The sequence below is a fragment of the Chryseobacterium culicis genome (assembly GCF_900108365.1).
Lineage (GTDB): Bacteria > Bacteroidota > Bacteroidia > Flavobacteriales > Weeksellaceae > Chryseobacterium > Chryseobacterium culicis.
The window spans coordinates 586,761-611,291 of sequence record NZ_FNWQ01000003.1 but is presented as its reverse complement, the minus strand read 5'-3'; the positions used below and the strand labels follow the sequence as shown (position 1 = coordinate 611,291).

Sequence of the window (24,531 nt, the reverse complement as noted above, 5' to 3'; positions counted from 1 at the left end):
GTAAAAAATTATCTTTCGTAATTTTCTTTAATATACTCTTCTATTTTCTGTTTGGCATAATGATAATTTGTTTTCAGTGTTCCTACAGACATATCTACTATTTTTGATATTTCTTCGTAGGGCAAATCATCATAATACCTCATCATAAATACCAGTTTCTGCTTTTCGGGCAGGCTCTGTATAGCATTCTGCAGTAAAATCTGTATCTCTTCTGCATCCCCTTCAGTATTATCGGCAATCAGATTCTGCATATGATACTCCGGATCTTCATCAGTTTTCTGCATCTTCTTCATTTTATTTACCTGCTGCAGTGCTTCGTTGGTAGCGATTCTGTACAACCAGGTATACAACTGGCTATCATTTTTGAACTGATGAAAATTCTGATAGGCTTTAATAAAAGTTTCCTGCAAAGTATCCTGTGCAAGATCTCCGTCCACAATAATTCTTCTTATGTGCCAGTATAATCTGCTTTGATAGGCATCCATCAAGGCGCGGACTCCCTTATCCTGGGTCCGTGGATTTTGCATCAACGAAATAATTTCCGCGTCCTTAATCTTCATAAGATGCTTTCACTGTTTTGGATTACAAAAATAACTGAAAGTTAAATTAAAAATTCAATTTTCAAGTTAAAAATTTAAATAATATGAGACAGTTACGCAAGAAACGTGCCTATATTAAAGCATCCTATTTCTGGAATCATCCTTCTTTTCAGGCTCATCTTAAAACCTTATATTTGTTATATGCAAATTGTAATAATCGGTTCCGGAAATGTTGCCTATCATATGGCAAAGGCTTTCACGATGAAAAGTATTCCCCTGGCCCAGATTTTTGGCAGGAACGAAAAAGAATTAAGTAAAATTTCTGAAGAATTGCACATTCCCTATTCCACAGATCATCTGGAAGAGGCTGATCTTTATATCATCTGTGTGAGTGATAATTCTGTAGAAGAAGTTTCGAAAATCATCACCAAAAAAGACAGCCTGGTAGCGCATACTTCAGGATCACTTGCAAAAGAAGCGCTTGCCGGTGATTACAGAAAGTCCAGTTTCTATCCTTTACAGACTTTTTCAAAATCCAAAGCACTGGAATATGAAAAAATACCTTTTTTTGTAGAGGCTGAGCATGAAGAAGATCAGAAATTATTATTAGCTCTTGCTTCTCAGATTTCAGAAAAGGTAATGGAAAGCACTTATGAAAAAAGAAAGTATATTCATTTAACTGCCGTTTTTGCCTGCAATTTTGTGAATCATCTTTTTTCAAGGGCTAAAGAAATTTCGGATTCTCAGGAAATTCCGTTTGATTATTTTTTACCGCTGATTGATGAAACGGTCCAGAAAATTCATGAAATAGAACCCAAAAAAGCACAGACCGGTCCTGCCGTAAGAAATGACGTAAGGATTTTGCAGCTGCATGAACAGCTATTAGAAGACGAAAGTCTTGAAATTTATAAAACAATGAATCATTCTATTCAGAAAATGTATGAGTTATAAAGAGAAATTAAAAGATATAAAAGCATTTGTATTTGATGTAGATGGTGTTTTCACAGATGGAAGCGTTTACCTTCTACCCGGCGGAAATATGTGCAGGGTAATGAATGTTCTGGACGGATATGCAGTAGTGAAAGCTTTAAAAAACAACTATCTCATCGGCGTTATTACAGGTGGAAATGACGAAATGGTAAAACACAGAATCAATTACCTGGGGATTCAGGATTACTATCCGAAGTCTCATAATAAGATTGAAGATTTTGAAGATTTTAAGAAGAAATATAACCTTAAGAATGAAGAGATTCTGACTATGGGAGATGATCTTCCGGACATTCATATTATGGAAAGTTCTGCTATTGCAGCCTGTCCTGAAAATGCAGTTCCTGAAGTAAAAGGAATCTCCGACTATATTTCCCCGAAAAAGGGAGGTACAGGAGCTGTTCGTGATGTGATTGAGCAGGTGATGAAAGTTCAGGGAAACTGGCACGATGATAACACCCAATCTGTATAATAACGCTATGAAATTACTTTTAGCATCCCAATCGCCAAGAAGAAAAGAGCTCCTAACCAGCCTTGGCTTCGAATTTGAAGTGGTAAAAATAGACTGTGAGGAAATTATTCCGGAGCATATTAAAATAGAAGATGTGGCAGCGTATCTTTCAGATCTGAAAGCTTCTGCTTTCAGAAACCTTGAGGCTGATGAAGTTCTCTTGACGGCAGATACCGTAGTGGCTGTGGACGATCAGATCCTGGGAAAACCTAAGGATGAAGCTGATGCATTGAATATGCTGAGTAGCCTTTCTGGTAGAACTCATCAGGTGTATACGGGAATTACAATTAAGACTGCCGATAAAGTTTTTACTGAAACCGATGTGGCAGATGTTACTCTGGATCAACTTTCTGGTGAGGAAATAAACTATTACATTCAACACTATAAGCCCTTTGATAAAGCAGGAAGCTATGGTATTCAGGAATGGTTGGGAATGGCAAAAATCACCAATATGAAAGGGAGCTTTTATACTATTATGGGACTTCCGACCCATCTGGTTTACAAAATATTGAAAGAAATCTCGCTGTCGTAATCAATTATTGAATTTTAGAGAGTCTGTTTAAAGTGGAAATAAAATATTTCCGAAAGAAATATAAATATTTTTCATTATAAAATTTTATTATTTTTACAAAATCAGCAAACTGCTGATAATAAATAGCAGATTAGCGAGTTATATTGAATAATGAAAAAGAATATATTATTCCTTTTAGTCATCTGTCTTGTTGCTTCCTGTGCTACCAAAACAAAAAAGCCGGAGCAGCGGTCAAAACTATTGAAAGGATTTTCCACATACTACAACACTCTTTTTAATGCAAAAGATGCATTGAACAGTGAGTTTACGACGAGAGATAAGGGACATAAAGACAATTTTTATGCCCCTTATATTCCTATCCTGACCTATGAAGATCAGCCTTTGGGAAGTGACCTCGGGCAGTCTGAGGCTTTTGCCGAAAATTCTATGAAAATGGCTGAAGTAGTTAACAGACCTTCCGGAAGAGGTGCTTCAGGACCTCCGGGAGCTCCGGATGGAGGAACTTCAGGAACCGGGAGACCCGATGGTGAACAGGGCAAAGGAGCCACAACGCTTGAAATTGCAGAAGCAAAAGCTTTAAAAGCGATCAATAAATATTCCGTAACCAGAAATGGAGAAGAAAAAAACAAGACGATTTTTGATGCTTACATGATCCTTGCCCAGGCAAGAATTTACCGTGGCAAATCTCTTGAAGCGCTGGATGCTCTCAACTATGTTTTCACCCACATGAAGGATGACAAAAGAATTCCTTTGGCCAGAATTTATCAGGGGCTTGCTTATGATAAAATCAAAGATTATCACAGAGCTCATGAAACTTTTGCCAAGCTTAAAGGAGATGACATCAATAAAAGCTATCAAAAACTGCTCAGTATTTATTATGCTGAATCTTTACTTGATGCCGGTAAAAAAGAAGAGGCAGCCAAAGAGCTTGATGATGCTTTCGAACTGAACGGCAACAGAAAGCTGAAGAGCAGAATTGCCTATCTGAGAGGCCAGGTTCTCGAAAATCTGGGGCAGAACGACAAAGCGAGAGAGAGTTACACAGCTGCCTATAAATACGCCAATGATTTTGAATTTGAAGTTAAATCCCAAATTGCCATTGCCAAAACATTTAATGGTAAAGGCGATTATGCAGGAGCAAAAAATTATCTGGAAGGCATCAGTAAGAAAGGAACTTATGGATCCAGAAAAAATGAATTTTACTATGCTTTAGGCTTAATGGCCAACAAAGCCGGAAAAAAAGATGAAGCACAGCAATTTTTCAGAAAATCTCTGTTTGAAAAGGTTTCTGACCCTCAAATCCGTGGACTGGCCTATTATGAAATAGGAAAAAGCTATCTGGAAAAGAATGATTATATCGGTGCAGGAAGCTATTATGATTCTGCGCTTGCCGTAATGACCTATGAGCCTTCCAAAATCTTATTAAAAGACCAGTCTGAATACATCAAAAAGATTTCCAAAAATTACTATCTGATCAAAAAGAACGACAGTATTCTTTCTCTGGCCAGGATGGATAACACGCAGAAAACAGATTATTTTACAAAATATATCGCGAAATTAAAGATTAAAGAAGAGAAAGAGGAACAGGAAAGAAGACGTGCTGAAAGAAGCAAAGGATTCGATACCGGGGATTACAGCGCCAACTCTATTTTTGCCAATGGTTCTTCAAGTGCTTTCGAGGACTTTGGAGTAACAACAAAGTCATTTTACTTCAGCAATACCGGAACAGTGAGCAAAGGAACCTCCACGTTTAAACAGGTATGGGGAGACCGTGCGCTTTCTGATAACTGGCGTTATTCTAAGAAAATGGCATCTATTGAAGATATGAAAAATGAAGCGCTGGGAGTAACTTCTGCGCCTAATCCGAGACGTTTTGAACCAGCTTACTACATTGAGCAGATTCCTACGGATCAGGGTAAATTATCTCAGTTAAAAAAAGACAGAGATACAGCTTCTTTAGGATTGGGAATTATGTATCAGAATTACTTTACCAACACTCCCCTGGCTACCAAAACACTGTATGATCTTATAGAGGTGAAGCCGGAAGAAAAAGTAATGCTTCAGGCTCTGTATGAGATCTTTGCCATGAATTATGAGAAAAATCCACAGGCGAGCGAAAGAGCAAAACAAATTTTGCTGACGGACTATCCATACACTTCGTATGCTGAATTTGCCAGAAATCCAAAAAACCAGTCTTTCGTAAAATCAACAGAAGAAGTTGAAAATGAATATAAAAGAGCCTACGCTTTATTCGAGTCTGAAAAATTTGCAGAAAGTAAAGATATTATAGACCAGACTATTCAGAAGTTTCCTAAAGATGCGCTGGTACCTAAACTGTATCTTCTCAATGCATTTAATGCAGGAAAATCCAGTGGAAAAGAAGTGATGATTCTGCAGCTTGAGCAAATTGCCCTGAATTATGCAAAAACTCCGGAAGGGATAAGAGCGAAAGAAATGCTGAATTATCTGAAAAGCGATCTGAGCTTTCAGGCAACAGACAGTAAAGGAAATACAATACCGCAGCAGACCGGCAACAGACCTTCTCAGCCTAATTCCCCTAACGGAACCGGTATTCCGCAAATGAACGAAGGAAAAGTTCAGAAGCTGGAAAATGCAGATCTGCAGCCTCAGAATATGGGTGCTGCTCCACCGTCCAAGGCAAATCCTTCCCAACCAATGCAAAAGGACAAAAAATCCAGTGATAACAGACCGCCGTCTGGCAAGCCGCCAGGCATTCAATAAAATAAAAAAGCGAAGATTTACTCTTCGCTTTTCTTTTTCTTTACGCCATGGAAATCTTTGAGATAGAAAGGCTCAAAATAAGCCATATCTTCAAACTCCTTATTTTCTATTTTCTCCAGAGCTTTTCTGATAAGATATTGGGAAGACGGATAAACATTTTCATCAAAAACGGCATCAGGCAGATCCAGGATCTCTTTTGCTTTCTGAGCTCCATCCCCTACGAACACTACTCTTTTACCTCTGAATTCTTCAAAAGAAGTTTCGTCCAGAATTTTAGCTTCGGTCGGTGACAGCTCTTTTCCAGTATGGCCGTCATAAACGGCTGTATAAACCTCCATTCTCCTTGCATCTATCAACGGTACTACAAAATCATAGTTATGGCCTAAAAAAGGCTCTATCATGCTTTCAAGGGAATTTACTGCTATCAAAGGAATTTTCAGACCGTAACAAAATCCTTTTGCAGAAGCTGCTCCTATTCTTAAGCCTGTGTAGGACCCCGGTCCTTTACCCAGGCAGACAGCTTCGATATCTTTAAGTGAAAGTCCTGCTCCTTCCAATGCCCATTCCACATAGGTATGAAGACTTTCAGACTGCTTATAGTTTTCAGAAACTTCTTCGCATACGCACAGTAATTTTTCATCGTCTGATACAGCTACTGAGCAATTCTTGGAAGAGGTTTCCAGATATAGAATTTTCATTTTTTTGTTTTAAGCTAACTGCAACATTTGCCAGGCAAGATTGCTTTTAATTTTCTGCAAATTTAATCCATTATTTTGGACTATTTTCTATAAATCGTTCGTGGCTCTGCCTGAGCGCTCGGATAGATGGTCATATCTGAAATAGTAACGTGTTTGGGTGCATTGACGCAATACGCGATGGCATCGGCAATATCTTCGGCTTTCAGCGGTTCATAACCTGCATATACCGTTGAAGCTTTCCCACTGTCTCCTTTGAACCTTACCAAAGAGAAATCTGTCTCTACTGCTCCCGGCTGAATATTGGTTACTTTAATACCAAATTCAGTAAGTTCCAGTCTCATACCTTCGGATATAACGTCTACTGCTTTCTTCGTTGCACAGTACACTACTCCATTGGCATAGGTCTGCCTTGCTGCAACTGAACTGATATTTACAATATGACCTAAATTTTTAGTTTTCATATCCGGGATGATCATTTTGGAAACATAGAGCAGTCCCTTTACATTTCCGTCAATCATAGAATCCCAGTCATCCGTTTTACCCGCTGAAAGAGGGTCTAACCCGTGGGCATTCCCTGCATTATTGATCAGAACATCAACGTCTTTCCAGTTTTCAGGAAGCGAATTAATGGCTTCTTCCACTTCTTCCAGGTTTCTTACATCAAACTTTAAACTAAATATTTCGGTAAATTGGGAAAGCTCAGCTTTCACAGATTCCAGCACTTCATTTCTTCTTCCACAGATGATGATTCTGTTTCCTTGTTTTGCAAGAAGCTCTGCAGTGGCTTTTCCTATTCCGGAAGTGGCTCCGGTGATTAATATTGTTTTCATAAAATTGATTTATTAATTGGCATCAAAGGCTTGAAAAGCATCTTTGATATGGTCAATAATTAAGTGCTTATTTTCATCGGGAAGAACGGAGATAATATCAAACCTGACTTCGTTATCTTTATTGAATTCTTCGAGATAATGATTGGCTGCAGAAACAATTGATTTTATTTTTGTTTTGGTGACAGCTTCCTGTGGCAGCATAAATGCATCGGTAGACCTGGCTTTCACTTCTACAATGATAATCAGGTTATCTTTTTCAGCAATAATATCTATCTCTGCTTTCTGAAAACGAAAGTTTCTGACCAGAATTTTATAGCCGTTTTTCTTAAGATAATCAGCGGCCATATCTTCTGCTATTTTTCCAAAATCGTTATGGTGAGCCATTGTTTTCTTTATTAAGTTTAACTGCTTTTCCTTCTGACGCTATTTCAAATTCTTTATCAATCCATGATTTCAATTTAACATGAAAATCAAAAAATAATTCTACATCTTTTCCTTCGATTAAAATGTCAGAAAACCGATAGGGGATATCAAAGTGCTTTTCCTGATTCTGAATTTCCAATTTATAATATTCTGTTGGAGGATGTACAGAAGTGGCATATTCAACCTTGTCTGTTCCTATCCTTACAGGTAAAATTGACTTTATATCGGATTGCAGTACCTTTTCAAGTATTCTTTGCAGATCTTCCGGTAACTTATCTTTTATTGTTGTAAATCGCCTCTGTTGGCGTCTCTCCTCATCATTATCAGGAAAATAACCAAGATCAAAATACCAAAAAAACTTAAGCTGGATTTCAAACGTTCTGGAAATTAATAAATCCTTAGATATAAATTCTCCATAGAAGCCAGGAGAATAGAAATACTTAAGAATTATACGATCCATTTTTAAAACTCAATCTTTACTTTAGTACCTATATTCATTTTAATATTTGCACCAATTAAAAGAGGTCTGTTGTCTTTAATATGACCATTCGGGAATGCAAATACTACAGGGAATTTATACTTTGAAACTCTATCAGAAATCAGCTTGTAGGCAAATTCATCAAAGCTTTCTTCATAGCTTTTATTTTCTTTTTCATCTCCCATATTGGTCATGCCGCCAACAATCAATCCTTTGATTTTACTAAAAACTCCAGCCAGCTCCAGACTCATGATCATACGGTCCAGTGCATAGAAGTTTTCTCCGATATCTTCAATAAATAAGATCTTATCTTTAAAGTCGAAAGAATATTTAGTTCCTAAAAGGGCGTAAATAAGGGCTAAATTACCTCCAACCAATTCTCCTTCAATATTCCCCACTTTATTAAATTGATGAGATTCCAGGCTGTATTTTGGCTTTTTACCTTTCAGGATGTCAAAAATAAGATCATAGCTTTCATCTGTAACTCCAAAACTGGATGTTTTAATGGTCTGTCCGTGGATGGAAACAAAACCTTTTTTCAACAGATAGCTTTGGATTACGGTATTGTCGGAGTAACCAATGTACCATTTCGGGTTTTCTGTAAAGCTTTTCAACTTCAGGTGCTGAATGAGATGCTGGCATCCGTAACCTCCTCTGGAAGCCCATACCGCTCTGATCTCTGTATCATTTAAAGCCCAGTTGATATCTTTTGCTCTTTCCTTTTCTGTTCCGGCATAATTGTATCCGTTTGAAAATTTGGTGTAAAGATGTTCCCCGGGAATGGGTTCAAAACCTCTACTTTTAATCATTTCTATTCCCTTTTCCAGTTGAGAGGCGTCTACCGCTCCGGCAGGGGAAATAACAGCTATTTTGTCTCCTTTTTTAAGAGACTTAGGAAAGATCATTTTTTTCATTTTGTTTTTTGATATTTTACTTCTTTTTTCTCTGCTTCTTCAAGCTGTTTTTCAAACTGATTGAATTTTTTGAAACTTTGCAGGAAAATAAAGAAACTGAATATAATAAGAATGCAGCCAACAACTTTTCTGATCTGGTTGGCCAGTTTTTGTGTTAATTTATCATGAAACTGCTTGGCAAGAAATATCTTGGCCAGATCTATGGAAAGGTAAGTGGCCAGTACTATGCCTATATATAAAATAAAACTGCTGGTGTCCGGATATTGATTCCTTACGGAAATTACCGTTACCAGCCAGAAAAGAATCACTCCTACATTCAAAAGGTTAAAGAAAAAGCCATTGAAAAATGTTTTGATATAATTCTGGCCAATAATTCTTTCTTCGCCAGGCAAATGCATCTTTGTTTTAGTAACCAGCATCACAATTCCATAAATAAAAATTAGGATAGAGGTGATTCTGTAAAACCCTGGATGTTTATCTATTAAACTTACAATATCTGTACTGGCATAATAGGCAGCCACAATGCATAATAAATCTGCAGTAATCACTCCAAGATCTAATGAAAGGGCATGCTTCGGGCCTCTGGAAAAGCTGGTTTCAATGAGAAGGAAAAAAATTGGTCCTATAAAAACCAGGCTCAGCATAAATCCTAATATGATGGCAGATAGTACAAGTTCTAGCATTAAGTGGGGTTTAAAAATGAATAAAAATTCATTCCGTTTTATACAAAGTTATACTTTATGATTTAATTATTCAATAAAGTTGTGATAGATCAAGTGGATTTTAAGGAGAGTTTAATGTGAAATTTTTAATGAAATGGGAGGGGAGCGTGTATTCAAAAGTTTTTTAATACAAAAAACAAAATGCTGATTGTTTAATAACAATCAGCATTTTCATAAATTTATTCTGTTTACTTCACAATCTGGAAATCAAGCTGCTTCTGGATCAGATTGGCTTTTACCACTTTGATCTGAACTTCGTCACCCAGCTGGTATTTGTTTCCGTGTCTTACTCCGTATACGGCATGCGTTTTTGCATCGTACATGTAAGAATCATCTACAAGATCTCTCAGCTTAATCAGGCCTTCAGCTCCGTTTTCAGGAATTTCTACCCAGAAACCAAATTCCGCAACTCCGGAAATCACTCCTTTGAAAATTTCTCCCAGATGTTTTTCCATGAATTTTACCTGCATGAATTTGATAGAGTCTCTTTCCGCATCTGCTGCCAGTCTTTCCATGGCACTGCAGTGTTTTGCTTTGTCTTCAAGCTCACCTCTGTTTGGGGATTTCCCTCCATCCAGATAGTGCTGAAGAAGACGGTGTGCCAGTAAATCCGGGTAACGGCGGATAGGAGAGGTAAAGTGGCTGTAATATTCAAAACCAAGACCATAGTGGCCAATAGGTTCCGTAGAATATACGGCTTTGCTCATACTTCTCATCGCAAGGGTTTCAATCATATTTTCTTCCCCTTTTCCTTTAACGTCATGAAGAAGTTTGTTCAGAGATTCTGCTACCTTTTTGGTATTGGCAAGATTCATTTTATATCCGAAAGTGGCTACAAAATCTCTTAATGATTCTAATTTTGCCGGATCCGGATCATCGTGAACCCTGTAAATAAATGTATTGTTGGTAATCTCTCCTTTTCTTGAAAGAGATACAAATTCTGATACTTTTTTATTCGCCAAAAGCATAAATTCTTCAATCAGGTGGTTGGAATCTTTGCTTATTTTAAAATAAACACCCACCGGCTCATTGTTTTCATCAAGATTAAACCTTACTTCGCTTCTGTCGAAAGTAATAGCACCTCTTCTGATACGTTCATGACGTAAAATTTTAGCTAACTTATCAAGTGTATTAATTTCTTCTGCCAGATCTCCCTGTCCGCTTTCGATACGTTCCTGAGCTTCTTCATAAGTAAATCTTCTGTCCGAATGAATAACCGTTCTTCCAAACCATTGTTTCTGAATTTCAGCATTATCATTCAGTTCGAAAACGGCAGAAAAAGTATATTTATCTTCATGGGGGCGAAGTGAACAGACATCGTTACTCAAAACTTCCGGCAGCATCGGTACAACCCTGTCAACAAGATACACAGAAGTAGCCCTTTTGTAAGCTTCATCATCCAGTATTGTTCCCGGAACTACGTAATGAGATACGTCAGCAATATGAACACCGATTTCCCAGTTTCCGTTTTCCAGTTTTCTTATTGATAATGCATCATCAAAGTCCTTCGCATCTTTTGGGTCAATCGTAAACGTACAGATGTCACGCATATCCCAGCGTTTTGTCACTTCATCAGCAGTAATACTTCTGTCAATTTTATCTGCATCTGCTTCTACTTCAGGTGGAAATTCGTACGGAAGACCATATTCTGCAAGAATAGAGTGAATTTCTGTTTCGTGCTCGCCCGGTGCACCCAGCACCTGAATGATTTCACCTTCGGGATTTTTATCTCCAGGTCTCCATTCTGTCATTTTTACAATCACCTTATCACCATCTTCTGCTGTACTGAATTTCCCTTTTGGAATAAAGATGTCTGTATTGATTGATTTTTTATCACACACTACAAACCCAAAATCTTTGTGGGCAACCTTCTGAAAAGTCCCAACAAACTCTGTTCTGTTTCTCTCCAGAACTTCCAGAACAGAACCTTCAAGTTTCTTTCCTTTATAATGATAAGTTATAATAAGAACCTTATCTCCCTGTAACGCATCCTTCACATTTTTGGAGTGAACGAATACATCATCTTCCAGTCCTTCCACATTTACGTAAGCATTTCCGCTTTGGTTGAAATCTATTATTCCGGTAAGCGTTCCTGCAATTTTCAGGTTCACGATATATTTTCCTTTTTCCACTTCTTTGATCTTTTCGGATCCCTGAAGTTTATGCAGTGCCTGGATGACAAGTTCTCTTTGTCTTGGATTTTTATAATCTATTCCGTCAGCAATTTGCTTATAATTATAAATTTTGGATGAATTGGCATTCATAAAACGGAGGATCAGTCTTCCGATCTCCATCAGTTTTAAATCATTTTTATGACTTATATATTTTCTTTTTTTTGGCATTTTAAATTTCTTTTTTAATTATTTTGTCCAGGTTTAAATACAACCTTTTCTAAATTTCCCGATTCGTTTCTTTACGTGAGGTTATTCAATTTCATCATTAGATTCTTTCCGTGCATCATCAGAAATTATCTTTCAGTTTACTTAGAACGGGAGCTTTAGTTTTGTATAAATTTAATACAATTCTGGAGAAGAAAAGAGAAAAACCTTCTATTAAATATGTTTCTACTATAAGAAAGGCTTTGGAGAATAATAGAGTATATTTTCTATTGAACACTGCAAATGTACGAATAAAAAATAAATAAGGCTTGTAATATGATTTACAAGCCTTATTTATGATTAGCAAACTGCAATTTTATCAACTCTGTTCTGGTGTCTTCCACCTTCGAAGTCTGTTGACAGAAACTGATCTACAATTTCAATCGCCAGTTCTTTTGATATAAATCTTGCCGGTATTGAAATCATATTGGCATCATTATGCTGTCTTGCCAGTGTTGCAATCTCCGGCATCCAGCATAATGCACATCTTATTTTCTGATGTTTGTTCGCAGTGATCTGAACGCCGTTTCCGCTTCCGCAAAGCAGAATACCGAGCTCATTTTCTCCATTTTCAACAGAGGTTGCGGCAGGGTGTACAAAGTCCGGATAATCCACACTGTTTGTGGAAAACGTTCCAAAATCCTGTACTTCAAAACGTTCTGAAAGGTAGTTCTTAACAATCTCCTTATATTCATAGCCTGCATGGTCCGCTGCAATAGCAATTTTTCTTTTCATAATACTCTTATTAAGCTTTATTAGATTCTATTTCATTACAAAGGTAAGAATAATAACAATTCGTGTTAGTAAACCCTGAGTTAATTGTGAAAAGCTATGTGAATAACTGTGGAAAACTTTTATCAACTTTCTATTTTTAAAGATCAATTTATTTCGTAATAGAAATTCTTTCCTCAAAGTTTTACCACAACTTTCCAGATGTTTTCTTCATCTATCCCCAGATTTTTCCATAATAAAATAACTAATAACGGCCGTAGTTCAAAGTTATCAACATTTGTTAATAAGTTCGTGAAACAGCGGGTTTACAATGGTTTATATTGTGAGTTAAATATGAATTGAATACAAGTTGAATGTTATCAATTTTTAGCCTAAAACTTATCCCCGAAACTCACAATACTCAACAACAACTACACTATTCTTTTTTTTATAAGAGAAAAAATTGTTGATTAGTGGGTGACTGGGTTCGGGGAAAGTTTTTGAAAACTTTTGTTTTAATCAAAGTGTTGAAAAAGTTTAAAACCTTACATTTGTGAAACGAAAATTCAATGAGTTGCATGAAATTTTCCCCGCGGGATTTCCGGAAAAGCTTACGGTGATCTGGTAAAGGGGATTTCTTGAGACTTGGAAAAAAATAGATCTATTTATGAAAACAATCAATGATTTCAATTTTAAAGATAAGAAAGCTCTGGTAAGGGTGGACTTCAATGTTCCTCAGGACGATCAGCTGAAGGTGACAGACAATACAAGAATTGTTGCGGTGAAACCTACAGTAGAAAAGATCCTTAATGATGGTGGTTCTGTCATCCTAATTACGCACCTAGGAAGACCTAAAGGTGAAGTGAAGGATGAATTTTCTCTTAAGCATATAGTGGGCGAAGTTTCTTCAGTTTTAGGAAAAGAAGTAAAGTTTGTGGATGAGTGTATTGGTGAAAAAGCAGAGCAGGCAGCTGCAGATTTAAAGCCAGGGGAAATTTTATTATTGGAAAATGTACGTTTTCACAATGAAGAGGAAAAAGGAGATGCAGCTTTTGCTGAGAAACTGTCTAAGCTGGGAGATGCGTATGTAAACGATGCATTCGGTACAGCGCACAGAGCTCATGCTTCAACAGCGGTAATTGCTCAATATTTTCCTTCAACTAAATATTTCGGTTTACTGATGGCTAAAGAGCTTCAGGCTATTGATAAAGTATTAAAGAGTGGTGAAAAACCTGTTACAGCGATTCTGGGAGGATCTAAAGTTTCAACTAAAATTACCATTATAGAAAATATTCTTCCTGCAATTGATAATTTGATTATTGGAGGCGGGATGGCGTTTACCTTCATTAAAGCTCTTGGAGGAAAAATCGGAACTTCTTTGGTGGAAGAAGATAAGCTTCCGTTAGCGCTTGAGATTTTAGGAAAGGCAAAAGAACATAAAGTAAAAGTTTATTTGCCTTCTGATACGATCATTGCTGAAAGCTTTAGTAATGATGTAGAGAGAAAGGAAGTAGATATCTACGCAATTCCTGAAGGATGGATGGGACTTGATGCAGGTAACAAATCCAGAGATCAGTTTAATGATGTACTGTTAAATTCCAGAACTATTCTTTGGAATGGACCGATTGGTGTTTTTGAGATGTCGAACTTTGCCGGTGGAACTATTGCATTGGGTGAAAGCATTGCGGAGGCCACAAGATTAGGAGCATTCTCATTAGTAGGGGGAGGAGACAGTGTAGCTTTCGTTAAGCAATTTGGCTATGCTGATCAGGTAAGCTACGTTTCTACAGGAGGCGGAGCAATGCTTGAGAGTCTTGAAGGACTTGAGTTACCTGGTGTAGCTGCTATCAACAATTAAGAGAAAATAGTTAATATTTTACAGCCTGCTAATATAATTAGCAGGCTTTTTTTCTCTTTTGAAAATCATGAAAAGCCTTTACTGGCCGAAGATTTGGTAAGGTTTTAGATATAACTTTTAGTTATGTTGTATTGATTTTTATTCTCAGTCAAACAGGTATCATTTTTATCAGATTTCGTATAACAGTCATTTGATTTATCGTTGAGATCTCTGAGATTTTAATTTCATTTTCTGTTGTAAACTGATACGATCATTTATGTTTTTTTAGGGACAAAATTTACATTTTTATGTATGGTCAGATAGTCCTTTTTAGCGTGATTTTTTAGTTATTGGTCATTGGTTAATTAAACGGAATTTAAAATAATTTTTTTAGGATGTAATTTATTTCATTAGCTGATCAATTTCTATTTAATATGTCATAGGATGGATTTAATTAGATGCTGTATATTTTCACTTTTTACTATTCTCCAGTTTTTAGGATACTTTTTTTCAAAAGATAATTTAATGTTGAGTTTCTTTTCAGTGGTAAAAATCAATTTTTTATTGTAAATTTATTTCATATATTGGTGAATGCATTGTATATTATTGTATATCAGCAATTAAACTATTTTTTTTGAATATTTATTTTCTATTTAATTTGTTATAAGTTGCATACAATGAGGGACTTATGGTTTTTTCACTTCAATTTTCTTTTTTTTGAGTTCTACTCAAACTACAATCTGTTCGGATACTGTAATTATTTTCTATTTGGAGATTTCTGGGTAAGCTGTTAAGGGCAAATAATTTTTAAATCCATTTCTATCATATTGTTGAGTTATGAATTTTTACGTATGGTAATGATTCTTTTATTTAGACGATAGGGTAGGGGAGCATTTACCTTTTCCTGTTGCCTTATCAGATGATCTGCTGATCATACTTTTTTTTGAGAAGGTATAGTTTTTCCATTCTTACTTTATTTTTAGAGAAGATATGAAAAATCGGCCTTCATAAATCGGTCAAAAATTAGTTTTCTTTATTTTTTGTAGTATCGGTATGTTGTTTCGTTTTGGATAGGATTTTCACCTGTTTTTGTGAGAATTTAGTTTTTTATATTATTTTTTTTCCATTTTGTCAAGATAATAATCATCTAGTGAAACTTCTCTAATTAAAAATTCAATATTCTTGTGTTGGCAATTTCCGGAGTATTGATTTTATATTTCAATTGCTAAATGGAGTAGGGGAGATTTCTGTTCAGAAATAGTTTACATTTTTTGTGTTTTTTTTTGCGGGAGATAGTCACAAGTAAATATGAGTTTGTAGAAAAAAGAAAACTCAGGATAAAAATCCTGAGTTTTTTAAATTTTGTACCGATAAGCGCGAAAATCGACCTTCAGAAATGGCTTAAAAATCGAGTTTCTATCTTTTTTCGATAATATATATCAAACTTGAAAATTCGTTCGAAAATAAAGCCTTTACGTTCGAAATCGTTCCGTAAATCACAGCTTTTGCCCAAAATAGGGGTGATTTTTTATATTTTTCGCTTAACATGGAGATGTAGTAGGAATCTAATACCAACGGTTTTATTTTTCTCATTTTCCAGTTGGGATTTTTGGAAATTAAATTTTCCATACCTTTTTTAGAGAAATGATAGATATGTCGTGGTACGTCATAGGCTGCCCAGTATTCTTTATAATGTCTGGCATCATAGGAAGTAGGGTTGGGAACTGCAATAACAAGAATCCCTTTCTCTTTTAATTTCCCGTGAAAAGTATTTAGCATTTCATCCTGATTCTCGATGTGCTCAAATACATGCCAGAGAGTAATAGCATCTAGACTTTCTTCCTCGATTGTATTAATATCATCTAAAATAGTAGCCTTGTTTGTTTTGTTTTGTGCTGCTTTTCTTGCATCAGCATCGGGTTCAAAGCCGAAAGTTTCAAAATCATTTTGTATGTATTTTATAAACTCTCCGGCACCACATCCATAGTCTAGTACTTTAGATCCTTTTTTTATTCGGTCGATCAGTATGTTTTTTTTGTACTGCACATTGAAAGACTGTAGGAATTTATATAACTTTTCTTTGAGGCTTCCGGAATCCTGGTGATGAGAAATGTAATCTTCACTTTCATAGTATTTGGAAATATTGGATGGGATAGGGGTGGTCTTGAAGACCCCTTTTGTATCTGTCTCTTTAATTTCAAATATTTCCTGCGATAGAAAATGATCTTTTATTTGCATTGAACTCTATACTTTTTTTGATGAAAAAAAATTAAGATATCCAGAGGGTGATAGGGCCTCATAAATACCTTAATTTTTGATTGATTACTTGTAATGTTTCACGTGAAACATTTTTTATTTTAACGTCCTAAATAAACCAATAAAACGTTAATATCTGCTGGTGAAACTCCGCTTATTCTTCCTGCCTGTGCAATGGTCTTTGGACGTACATTAGACATTTTCTGCTTTGCTTCTGCAGAAAGGCTGCTGAGCTTTGTGTAATCAAAATCTTCTGGAATTTTAATATTTTCCAAACGATTTAGCTTAGCTACATTTTCCTTTTCTTTCTCAATATATCCCTTATATTTAATATTGATTTCTGCCTGCTCTCTTACTTCATCGTTATATTGAGCAGAAACTTCTTTAATAAAATCAATTTCATCCAGTTTTTCAAGAGTCATATTGGGTCTGGTAAGAATCTGTGCCGCTCTGTAAGCCTGATCTACAGGACTGCTCTCAATACTTTCAAGAACAGGATTAATGATACCAGGTTTTAAAGAAGTTTCGCGAAGGAAGTCTTCAAGTGACTGACTTTCAGATATTTTGGCTTCAACTCTTCTTAATCTGTCCTCTTTTGCCAATCCGAGCTTAAATGCTTTGTCAGTTAATCTGATATCTGCGTTATCCTGTCTCAAAAGAAGTCTGTATTCGGCACGTGAAGTAAACATTCTGTACGGTTCTTCGGTTCCTTTTGTGATCAGGTCATCAATTAAAACTCCGATATAAGCTTCATCTCTGTTCAGAATGAAATCTTCTTTTTCATGAACTTTATTGTGAGCATTAATACCGGCGATTAATCCCTGGCCTGCAGCTTCCTCATATCCGGTTGTTCCATTGATCTGTCCTGCAAAATATAAATTGTCAATTAATTTTGTTTCCAGTGTATGTTTGAGCTGGGTAGGAGGGAAGTAATCATATTCAATAGCATAACCCGGACGGAAAACTTTTACATTTTCAAATCCCGGAATATGTTTCATTGCTTTGATCTGTACATCCTCAGGAAGAGAGGAGCTGAATCCGTTAACGTAGATTTCCACAGTTCGCCATCCTTCCGGTTCTACGAACAGCTGGTGTCTGTTTCTTTCTGCAAAACGGTTGATCTTGTCTTCAATGCTTGGGCAGTATCTTGGTCCTAAACTTTGAATCGTTCCATTGAACATTGGACTTCTGTCAAATCCTTCTCTTAAAATATCGTGTACCGTTTCGTTGGTATATACAATATGACAGCTTAATTGTTTTGTCAGTTTTGGTGTATCAAGATAGCTGAACTTTTGAGGATTTTCATCTCCTTTCTGTTCTTCCATTTTTGAATAATCTAAACTTCTTCCGTCTACTCTTGGTGGAGTACCGGTTTTCATTCTTCCTGCTTCGAAACCTAAAGTGACCAATTGTTCTGTAATTCCAAAGGCTCTTGGTTCACCCATTCGTCCTCCGCCTAATTGTTTATCTCCAACGTGAATTAATCCGTTAAGAAAAGTTCCATTAGTAAGAACTACAGATTTTGCTTTTATTTCAATTCCTAAAGAAGTAATTACTCCGGATACTTTATTATTTTCAACAATCAGCTGTTTTACCATATCCTGAAAGAAATCAAGATTGGGAGTGTTCTCTAATGCTAAGCGCCATTCTTCGGCAAAAAGCATTCTGTCATTTTGGGTTCTCGGAGACCACATCGCAGGACCTTTTGAAAGATTCAGCATTTTGAATTGAATGGCAGATTTGTCTGCTACAATTCCGGAATATCCTCCCATTGCATCAATTTCTCTTACGATCTGTCCTTTTGCGATTCCGCCCATTGCCGGGTTGCAGCTCATCTGTCCGATGGTCTGCATATTCATTGTAATAAGCAGGGTTTTTGAACCGAGGTTAGCTGCCGCTGCTGCTGCTTCGCAACCTGCGTGTCCGGCACCAACTACTATTACATCATATATTTCTGAAATCATTTTTATCTCGCTTGTTTTAAGCTTTAAACCTTATATTTTCAACCAATGTTTCACGTGAAACATTTTTGGAGAATGCACTCTAGATAAACTTATATTGTTACTAGAACAGAGTACTTTAGATATCGGACTTTAAGTGATTGTTCAATTTTAAATCTCTAAATCCCTGTATTTGGCTAAGTACAAATCTTCCATCCTCCGCATCTCTTTTTCTTCCTCTTCCGTCTTGTCTTTATAGCCTGCAAGGTGCAAAATACCATGGGCTAAAACCCTTCTTAATTCTTCTTCATAATCTCGGGAAAGGGTAGAGGCGTTATCAGAAATGCGCTGCAAAGATACGAAAATCTCAGCGCTTATTGTCTTACCTTTTACATAATCAAAAGTGATGATGTCCGTATAATAATCATGCTGTAAATAATCCTGATTGATCTTAAGAAGATATTCATCATCACAGAAAATATAGTTGATTTCCCCTAGTTTTTTTCCTTCTGAAAGAATAAGATCTTCCAGCCATTTTTTGTAATCTGTACTTACCGACTCCGGTAAGTTTTCGTAAAAGAACTGTATCATTTTTTTAAAACCAGTGTCCTAAGATAACACTGAATATACCTTTTTGGTTATTTTTAAGTGAGTGGCTGAAGTTAACTTTTATCTGCCCGAAAGGAGATTTGTAACCTGCCGTAATTCCCAATGAGCTATAATTTACTTTAACTGCATCTTCAAACTTAATATCGTTTGATAAGTTAGCAAAGCTGAAATTTCCGCTGATAAAATAGTTTTTATTAAACTTAAACTGGATATCATTAGACGCCAGTATTACATTATTGGTATAAAGCTGGGCAAAATAAAAACCTCCGAAACTTTTAAAATTAATCAGATTCTGTTCAAAAATTCCTCCTAATCTGTACTGGTAATAATCCGGAAGGTTTTCTCCTATGGTAACTCCTCCAAATAAATTCAGACGGTAACTGAACTGTTTACCGAGAGGAATATTAAGCCTAAGATCTGCCTTAATCTGAATAATTCTCTTGTCTACCTGCGACTTTAAAAGATCTATAACCTTTCCTTCTGCTGCAAAGTAAACCCCTTTTGTAGGGAATTCTTTATCATCCTGAGTGTCGGTTTTAATGAAAATATAAGGATTTAAAAAACGGCTGTAACGTCTGTTTTCACCATTGCTGTTTTCGGCCTTGAAATAATCGTGGCTGATACCTCCGCCAATGGCAAACTTATCTTTCCATACAGACTGTATAAAAGCTTCATTTCTGAGCCATTCCCAGCGGTCTACAGCGTAATTATCCACATTCTTGATATCGAAGCTCATTCCGGATGAATAAAGGCCAAAACCAGGGATATATCCGTTGTCTATAAAGTAGTTCAGATAATATCTCACGCGGTCACCTACAACCACATCAAGAGAAAGATTTGAATTTTTGAATAAAAGCCGCTTTGCAGAATAATTCAAAAGAAGACCTGTTTTGAAAACTTCGTCATAGTGCAGCCCGAATTTTAAAAAATGGCGGGTATCATCTTCAGTGACGTAAAGCTTCAGATAATTGGCATCATTTTCCTGAACGATATCATAATTGATAAAACGATAATTGTTGGTTGCAACCAGCTTATCTATCATTTTATTGATATTTCCATAAGTTTGTAAAGAGGGAAGACGTAATCCCATTTTCCCGAGTGTATAATTTTTCCCGTAGATTTTACTTCCTTCAATAGAAATACTGTCTATTTTGTATACATTGGAATAAATAGGATTCACACTTTGTCTCAGGCGGTCAAATGGACGTTTTGGAAGCTGATCCAATATCTGGGAATACTTTAAACCTTCCACATATCCGCTGTCCAGGATTTTCTTTTTGTCGTCATAGCTTGTAGCAGACATCCCTTTCAGGTTTGGTTTTATGTTGATATCTGTATATTGATATTGCTTTCTGGTATCTTTTTTTATTCCAAAATCAATAACCTGATTCAGGATGGCTATAATATTGTTTAAATCTTCTCTTTTTGAAAGATCCTGGTTAAGATCCACCCCGATAACAATATCAATTCCTTTGTCTTTTAAAGGCTTTGAAGGATAGTTTACCGTCATGGCACCATCAATATAAATGCTGTCTCCAATTTTTACGGGATCCATTAAGGAAGGAAATGCGGAACTGGCCATAATAGACTGTACCAGATCTCCTTTTTCAAAAATCTGCATATTGCCGCTTTCCAGGTTGGTGGCCACGCAGAGAAAAGGGATGGGCATTTTGGAGAAATCCTCAATATTGGATACATTCTTAAAAAGCTCTTTAAGAAGATAAACATTTCTCTGTCCGGTACTGATAGAGGAGGGAAGTGTGATTTTTCCGTTTTTAAGCGGAATAGATAATAGGTATTTGTCTACAGATTTATTAAAGAAACTGGCTTCCTGTCTTGATTTTGGATCCATGATTAAAGAATAAAAATCTGTATCCATGACTATTTTTTCAATTTCTTTTCCGGAATAGCCTGCCGCATATAACCCACCTACGATGGCTCCCATACTTGTCCCGGAGATATAGTCTACTTTCACTCCCAATGAATCTAATACTTTAAGAACTCCTACATGTGAAAAACCCTTGGCACCACCACCGGCAAGTGAGAGCCCTATCTTCGGATTCTTCGGAATCACCAGATCTTTTTTTACCTGAGAATGGATCAGTAACAGTGAGAATATGAAAAGCAGAATCAGGAGTTTTCTCATAATTAATCTTTTATATAAATCCGTTTCACCCGGGGCGAAATGGAGGTTAATACTTCATAGGTTATTGTTTTGCAGTAGCCTGCAAATTCTTTTAAGCTCGGTTTTGCATTGAAAACAGTTACCATGTCACCTTCTTTCACATTAGGAATATGATCTACATTAATCATCATCATATCCATACATATATTTCCTACAATGGGAGCCAATATTTTATGTACTCCGACACTTCCAATCTGATTTCCGATCAGTCTCGGTATACCGTCAGCATATCCCACAGGAATTGTGGCAATTCTGGTAGGATGATCAGCTTTATATCTTCTGCTGTAGCCTACAGATTCACCGTTTTCAACCGTTGATATCTGTGAAATTACGGTTTTAAAACTTACAACAGACCTTAATTGCTTCTGAATTTCAGGATCTGCAGATTCTCCCAGCATCCCGATACCGATTCTTACCATGTCGTGCTGATGATCTTTATAATTTGTTATTCCAGCCGAATTCAGTATATGCCGAATAGGAGCGTAGCCTAATTTTTCAATAAGGTAGCCGGAGTTTTTTTCGAAAACTTCCAGTTGCTTCATTGTGAATTTTTTTTCTTCAGGCATATCAGAAGACGATAAATGGCTGAACAGACTTTGTACCCTTACATTTTTCAGGCTTAAAGTTTCGCTTAACTGATCGAGTTCAAAATCTTTAAAGCCAAGGCGGTGCATTCCTGTTTCTAGTTTGATATGGATAGGATATTTTTTGTCATATCCGGATTTCTGAACGGCTTCATAAAATAGTTCAAGAACTCTGAAACTGTAAATTTCAGGCTCAAGGTTATATTCTATGATCGTCTGATAGCTGTGCTGCTCAGGGTTCATTACAATAATGGGGGTTGTAATTCCTTTTTTACGAAGCTCTACGCCTTCATCTACATAAGCTACTCCGAGGTAATCTATATGGTGATGCTGCAGGAATTCTGATACCTCATAGCTTCCAAGACCATAAGCATTTGCTTTTACCATAGCCATCATTTTGGTTCCGGGTTTCAGCAGTGATTTATGGTAATTAATATTATGAAGAATTGCATTAAGGTTTACTTCCAGTACTGTATCATGCTTTCTCAGCTCAAGAATATCTTTCAGCTTTTCAATCTCGAATTTTCTTGCTCCTTTAAGAAGAATAATCTGATTTTCTAATTCAGTAAGATGTTTGCTGTCAATTAATTCTTTAGTGTCAATAAAAGTATATGTTTTCGCTTTAAATAATTCACTAAAGTTTGAAATTTCTTCACCAATTAAGAAGACAGAGTCAAAATGCTGCTCGTTCACCAGTTCGGAAACCTCTTCGTACAATTCCTTTGCGTTGGAATTTACTCCTACAATATCTGTTAAAACAAGTGATTTCTTGGTTTTGTTATATTCATTCAAAAACTGAAGGGCAGTCTTCAGGGAATCAAGGTCAAGGTTAAAAGAATCGTTAATGATAATATTGCCCTTAATTCCTTCAATCGCTTCAAGCCTCATTTCAACGGCTTTTAAAAGGTTGATTTTTTCAACGATCTTTTTATTTTCGATGTTCAGCTCCTTGAGGACTGTGATAAGCGCCATAGCATTGGTTAATGTAGCTTCGTCTCTCTGATGAACCGGAAAACTGATTTCCTCACCAAAATATTCAACAATAATGTTTTCGTCTTTAGAAATATTGTTGTTGATGAAAACCTGGTTTTCTTTTTTAAAGCCGTAAGAAATTAATTTTTTATCAGAATACGATCTTTTAATTTTTTCATCCACCACAGAATTATCACCATTATAAATGATCACCTCAGAATTTTTGAAAAGTCTGATTTTTTCATCTATCAGTTCTTCTTCTGAAGAAAAGTTGGCAGCGTGTGCGGTTCCGATATGGGTGAGAAGCCCGATCTGAGGGTGGAAAATATTTTCAAGCTTCTCCATTTCATGCGGTTTTGAAATTCCTACTTCGAAAATTCCCAGCTGATGTGAGCTGTTGATCTGAAGAAGAGACAGGGGGAGACCAATCTGAGAATTAAAGCTTTTAGGACTTTTAACTGTAGGAAATTCGTTCCATAAACATTGATACAGCCATTCTTTTAAGATTGTTTTCCCATTGCTTCCCGTAATTCCGATAGATCGTAAATGAGAATGCTCGAAATGATATTTGGCTAATTTTTGAAGAAACGCCACAGAATTTTCAACAATAATCCAGGTAATATTTTCAAAATCAGGATAATGATGCTCGGAAATAATAACACTGATACCTCTGTCCATTGCAGATTCTATGAATTTTTCGCCGGAATTTTTAGAAGTATTGATTGCGATAAACGCAGTATTCTTAATAGAATAAATAATCCTGCTGTCGAAGGCTATATTTTTGATCCATATATTTCCGTCTCCAATGATCTGTGCATTGGTGATCTCTGCAATGTGTTGTACTGTATAATTCATTGGTACCCTTTCTGCTTTATTTTGAGCGAAAAACTGCGAAATGTAAAATTATCAGAGATCTTTAATATTTTATTTCCTTTTGATATTTTACAATAAGGCTTTGCGCTGCTTCTTTTATATTAAGTGAATGTATTTATGGTCTGACGCAAACAGCTCCATTACAATTTAGTAATTTTTCCGTGGGGTCATATCTGTTTATTTTCTTTTTGAAAGTACTTCGTCAATAAAAACACGGCGGCTTACTGCTTCATAGCTTTCAGTTTCTCCCAGTTCCACCAGATCATCCCCCTGGGAAGTTCTCATGGAATAATTGGCAAGATTACCAGTTCTTTTACAAATAGCATGCACTTTTGTAACGTATTCTGCAGTTGCCATCAGGTTGGGCATCGGCCCGAAAGGACGTCCTAAAAAGTCCATATCCAGTCCTGCAATTACTACCCGGATACCACTATTGGCAAGCTGATTGGCAACGTCAACAATGCTTTCATCAAAAAACTGAGCTTCATCAATGGCTACTACATCACAATTGGAAGCCAACAGAAGAATTTCATTAGGATTTTCTACTGCAGTACTGCGGATTTTATTCTGATTATGAGATACTACATCCTCTTCAGAGTATCGCACATCCATTTTTGGTTTAAAAATTTCCACATTCTGCCCTGCCATTTCCGCTCTTCGCAATCTGCGGATAAGCTCCTCGGTTTTTCCCGAAAACATAGAGCCGCAAATTACTTCCATCCAACCACTTTGTTTGGAATGATTAATTGTATTTTCTAAAAACATTTGTTAAATTAGCCGTATATTTTTAACATCAAAAGTAAGCAATTT

Annotated in this window: 20 protein-coding genes; 5 read left to right on the top strand and 15 right to left on the bottom strand. The window is 36.3% G+C overall.

Annotation, left to right across the window (positions count from 1 at the left end):
- Nucleotides 1–8: 8 nt before the first annotated feature.
- Nucleotides 9–560 (bottom strand): RNA polymerase sigma factor, encoded by a 552-nt coding sequence (locus tag BLW74_RS14490; RefSeq protein WP_089693345.1) that lies wholly within the window; start codon nt 558–560, stop codon nt 9–11.
- Nucleotides 561–740: 180 nt separating this feature from the next.
- Here BLW74_RS14490 and BLW74_RS14485 point away from each other — a divergent pair, with 180 nt between their 5' ends.
- From BLW74_RS14485 to porW, 4 genes are all read left to right on the top strand, one after another.
- A complete protein-coding gene (locus tag BLW74_RS14485; RefSeq protein ID WP_089693343.1) occupies nt 741–1,490 on the top strand; it encodes a Rossmann-like and DUF2520 domain-containing protein in 750 nt (249 codons plus the stop codon).
- The gene (locus BLW74_RS14480) at nt 1,480–1,998 is read left to right on the top strand and encodes a KdsC family phosphatase (RefSeq protein ID WP_089693341.1); all 519 of its coding nucleotides are present in this window, start codon (nt 1,480–1,482) and stop codon (nt 1,996–1,998) included. Before BLW74_RS14485 ends, BLW74_RS14480 begins: the two co-directional genes overlap by 11 nt.
- Nucleotides 1,999–2,005: 7 nt before the next feature.
- Nucleotides 2,006–2,569, top strand: coding sequence for a Maf family protein (locus tag BLW74_RS14475; protein WP_089693601.1), 564 nt, complete (start codon nt 2,006–2,008; stop codon nt 2,567–2,569).
- 150 nt (nt 2,570–2,719) lie between these two features.
- Nucleotides 2,720–5,311, top strand: a complete 2,592-nt coding sequence (gene porW / locus BLW74_RS14470; RefSeq protein ID WP_089693339.1) for a type IX secretion system periplasmic lipoprotein PorW/SprE — start codon at nt 2,720–2,722, stop codon at nt 5,309–5,311.
- A 17-nt stretch (nt 5,312–5,328) separates the two neighbouring features.
- Here porW and tsaB read toward each other — a convergent pair whose 3' ends face one another.
- The 8 genes from tsaB to rpiB all read right to left on the bottom strand — a co-directional run bounded on the left by tsaB (nt 5,329) and on the right by rpiB (nt 12,489).
- Nucleotides 5,329–6,009, bottom strand: a complete 681-nt coding sequence (gene tsaB, locus BLW74_RS14465; RefSeq protein ID WP_089693337.1) for a tRNA (adenosine(37)-N6)-threonylcarbamoyltransferase complex dimerization subunit type 1 TsaB — start codon at nt 6,007–6,009, stop codon at nt 5,329–5,331.
- Between the two features lie 80 nt (nt 6,010–6,089).
- On the bottom strand, nt 6,090–6,839 hold the full coding sequence (locus BLW74_RS14460; protein WP_089693335.1) for an SDR family NAD(P)-dependent oxidoreductase: 750 nt from the start codon (nt 6,837–6,839) through the stop codon (nt 6,090–6,092).
- Nucleotides 6,840–6,851: 12 nt separating this feature from the next.
- Complete coding sequence (locus tag BLW74_RS14455) at nt 6,852–7,223, bottom strand: YraN family protein (protein ID WP_089693332.1); 372 nt, start codon at nt 7,221–7,223, stop codon at nt 6,852–6,854.
- Nucleotides 7,210–7,722, bottom strand: a complete 513-nt coding sequence (locus tag BLW74_RS14450; RefSeq protein ID WP_089693330.1) for a hypothetical protein — start codon at nt 7,720–7,722, stop codon at nt 7,210–7,212. The genes BLW74_RS14455 and BLW74_RS14450 overlap by 14 nt, the downstream gene beginning before the upstream one ends.
- A gap of 2 nt (nt 7,723–7,724) precedes the next feature.
- A complete protein-coding gene (locus BLW74_RS14445; RefSeq protein WP_089693328.1) occupies nt 7,725–8,654 on the bottom strand; it encodes a S66 peptidase family protein in 930 nt (309 codons plus the stop codon).
- A complete protein-coding gene (locus BLW74_RS14440) occupies nt 8,651–9,337 on the bottom strand; it encodes a LysE family translocator (protein ID WP_089693326.1) in 687 nt (228 codons plus the stop codon). Before BLW74_RS14440 ends, BLW74_RS14445 begins: the two co-directional genes overlap by 4 nt.
- Before the next feature lie 227 nt (nt 9,338–9,564).
- The gene (rnr, locus tag BLW74_RS14435; RefSeq protein WP_089693324.1) at nt 9,565–11,718 is read right to left on the bottom strand and encodes a ribonuclease R; all 2,154 of its coding nucleotides are present in this window, start codon (nt 11,716–11,718) and stop codon (nt 9,565–9,567) included.
- 336 nt (nt 11,719–12,054) lie between these two features.
- Nucleotides 12,055–12,489: a ribose 5-phosphate isomerase B gene (rpiB, locus tag BLW74_RS14430; RefSeq protein ID WP_089693322.1), complete on the bottom strand. Its 435-nt coding sequence runs from the start codon at nt 12,487–12,489 to the stop codon at nt 12,055–12,057.
- A 643-nt stretch (nt 12,490–13,132) separates the two neighbouring features.
- On the opposite strand from rpiB, the gene BLW74_RS14425 reads away from it, so the two are divergent.
- The gene (locus tag BLW74_RS14425; RefSeq protein ID WP_089693320.1) at nt 13,133–14,323 is read left to right on the top strand and encodes a phosphoglycerate kinase; all 1,191 of its coding nucleotides are present in this window, start codon (nt 13,133–13,135) and stop codon (nt 14,321–14,323) included.
- Between the two features lie 1,395 nt (nt 14,324–15,718).
- Here BLW74_RS14425 and BLW74_RS14420 read toward each other — a convergent pair.
- The 6 genes from BLW74_RS14420 to BLW74_RS14395 form a co-directional block, all read right to left on the bottom strand.
- A complete protein-coding gene (locus BLW74_RS14420; RefSeq protein WP_089693318.1) occupies nt 15,719–16,540 on the bottom strand; it encodes a class I SAM-dependent methyltransferase in 822 nt (273 codons plus the stop codon).
- A 119-nt stretch (nt 16,541–16,659) separates the two neighbouring features.
- A complete protein-coding gene (gene mnmG, locus BLW74_RS14415) occupies nt 16,660–18,522 on the bottom strand; it encodes a tRNA uridine-5-carboxymethylaminomethyl(34) synthesis enzyme MnmG (protein ID WP_089693316.1) in 1,863 nt (620 codons plus the stop codon).
- A 147-nt stretch (nt 18,523–18,669) separates the two neighbouring features.
- A complete protein-coding gene (gene ybeY / locus BLW74_RS14410; protein WP_089693314.1) occupies nt 18,670–19,089 on the bottom strand; it encodes an rRNA maturation RNase YbeY in 420 nt (139 codons plus the stop codon).
- 4 nt (nt 19,090–19,093) lie between these two features.
- Nucleotides 19,094–21,253 carry a patatin-like phospholipase family protein gene (locus BLW74_RS14405; protein ID WP_089693312.1) on the bottom strand — a complete coding sequence of 720 codons (2,160 nt, stop codon included), beginning with the start codon at nt 21,251–21,253 and terminating at the stop codon, nt 19,094–19,096.
- A gap of 2 nt (nt 21,254–21,255) precedes the next feature.
- Nucleotides 21,256–23,703, bottom strand: a complete 2,448-nt coding sequence (locus tag BLW74_RS14400; RefSeq protein WP_089693310.1) for a bifunctional UDP-N-acetylmuramoyl-tripeptide:D-alanyl-D-alanine ligase/alanine racemase — start codon at nt 23,701–23,703, stop codon at nt 21,256–21,258.
- A gap of 195 nt (nt 23,704–23,898) precedes the next feature.
- On the bottom strand, nt 23,899–24,486 hold the full coding sequence (locus BLW74_RS14395; protein ID WP_089693308.1) for a thymidine kinase: 588 nt from the start codon (nt 24,484–24,486) through the stop codon (nt 23,899–23,901).
- Nucleotides 24,487–24,531: the final 45 nt, after the last annotated feature.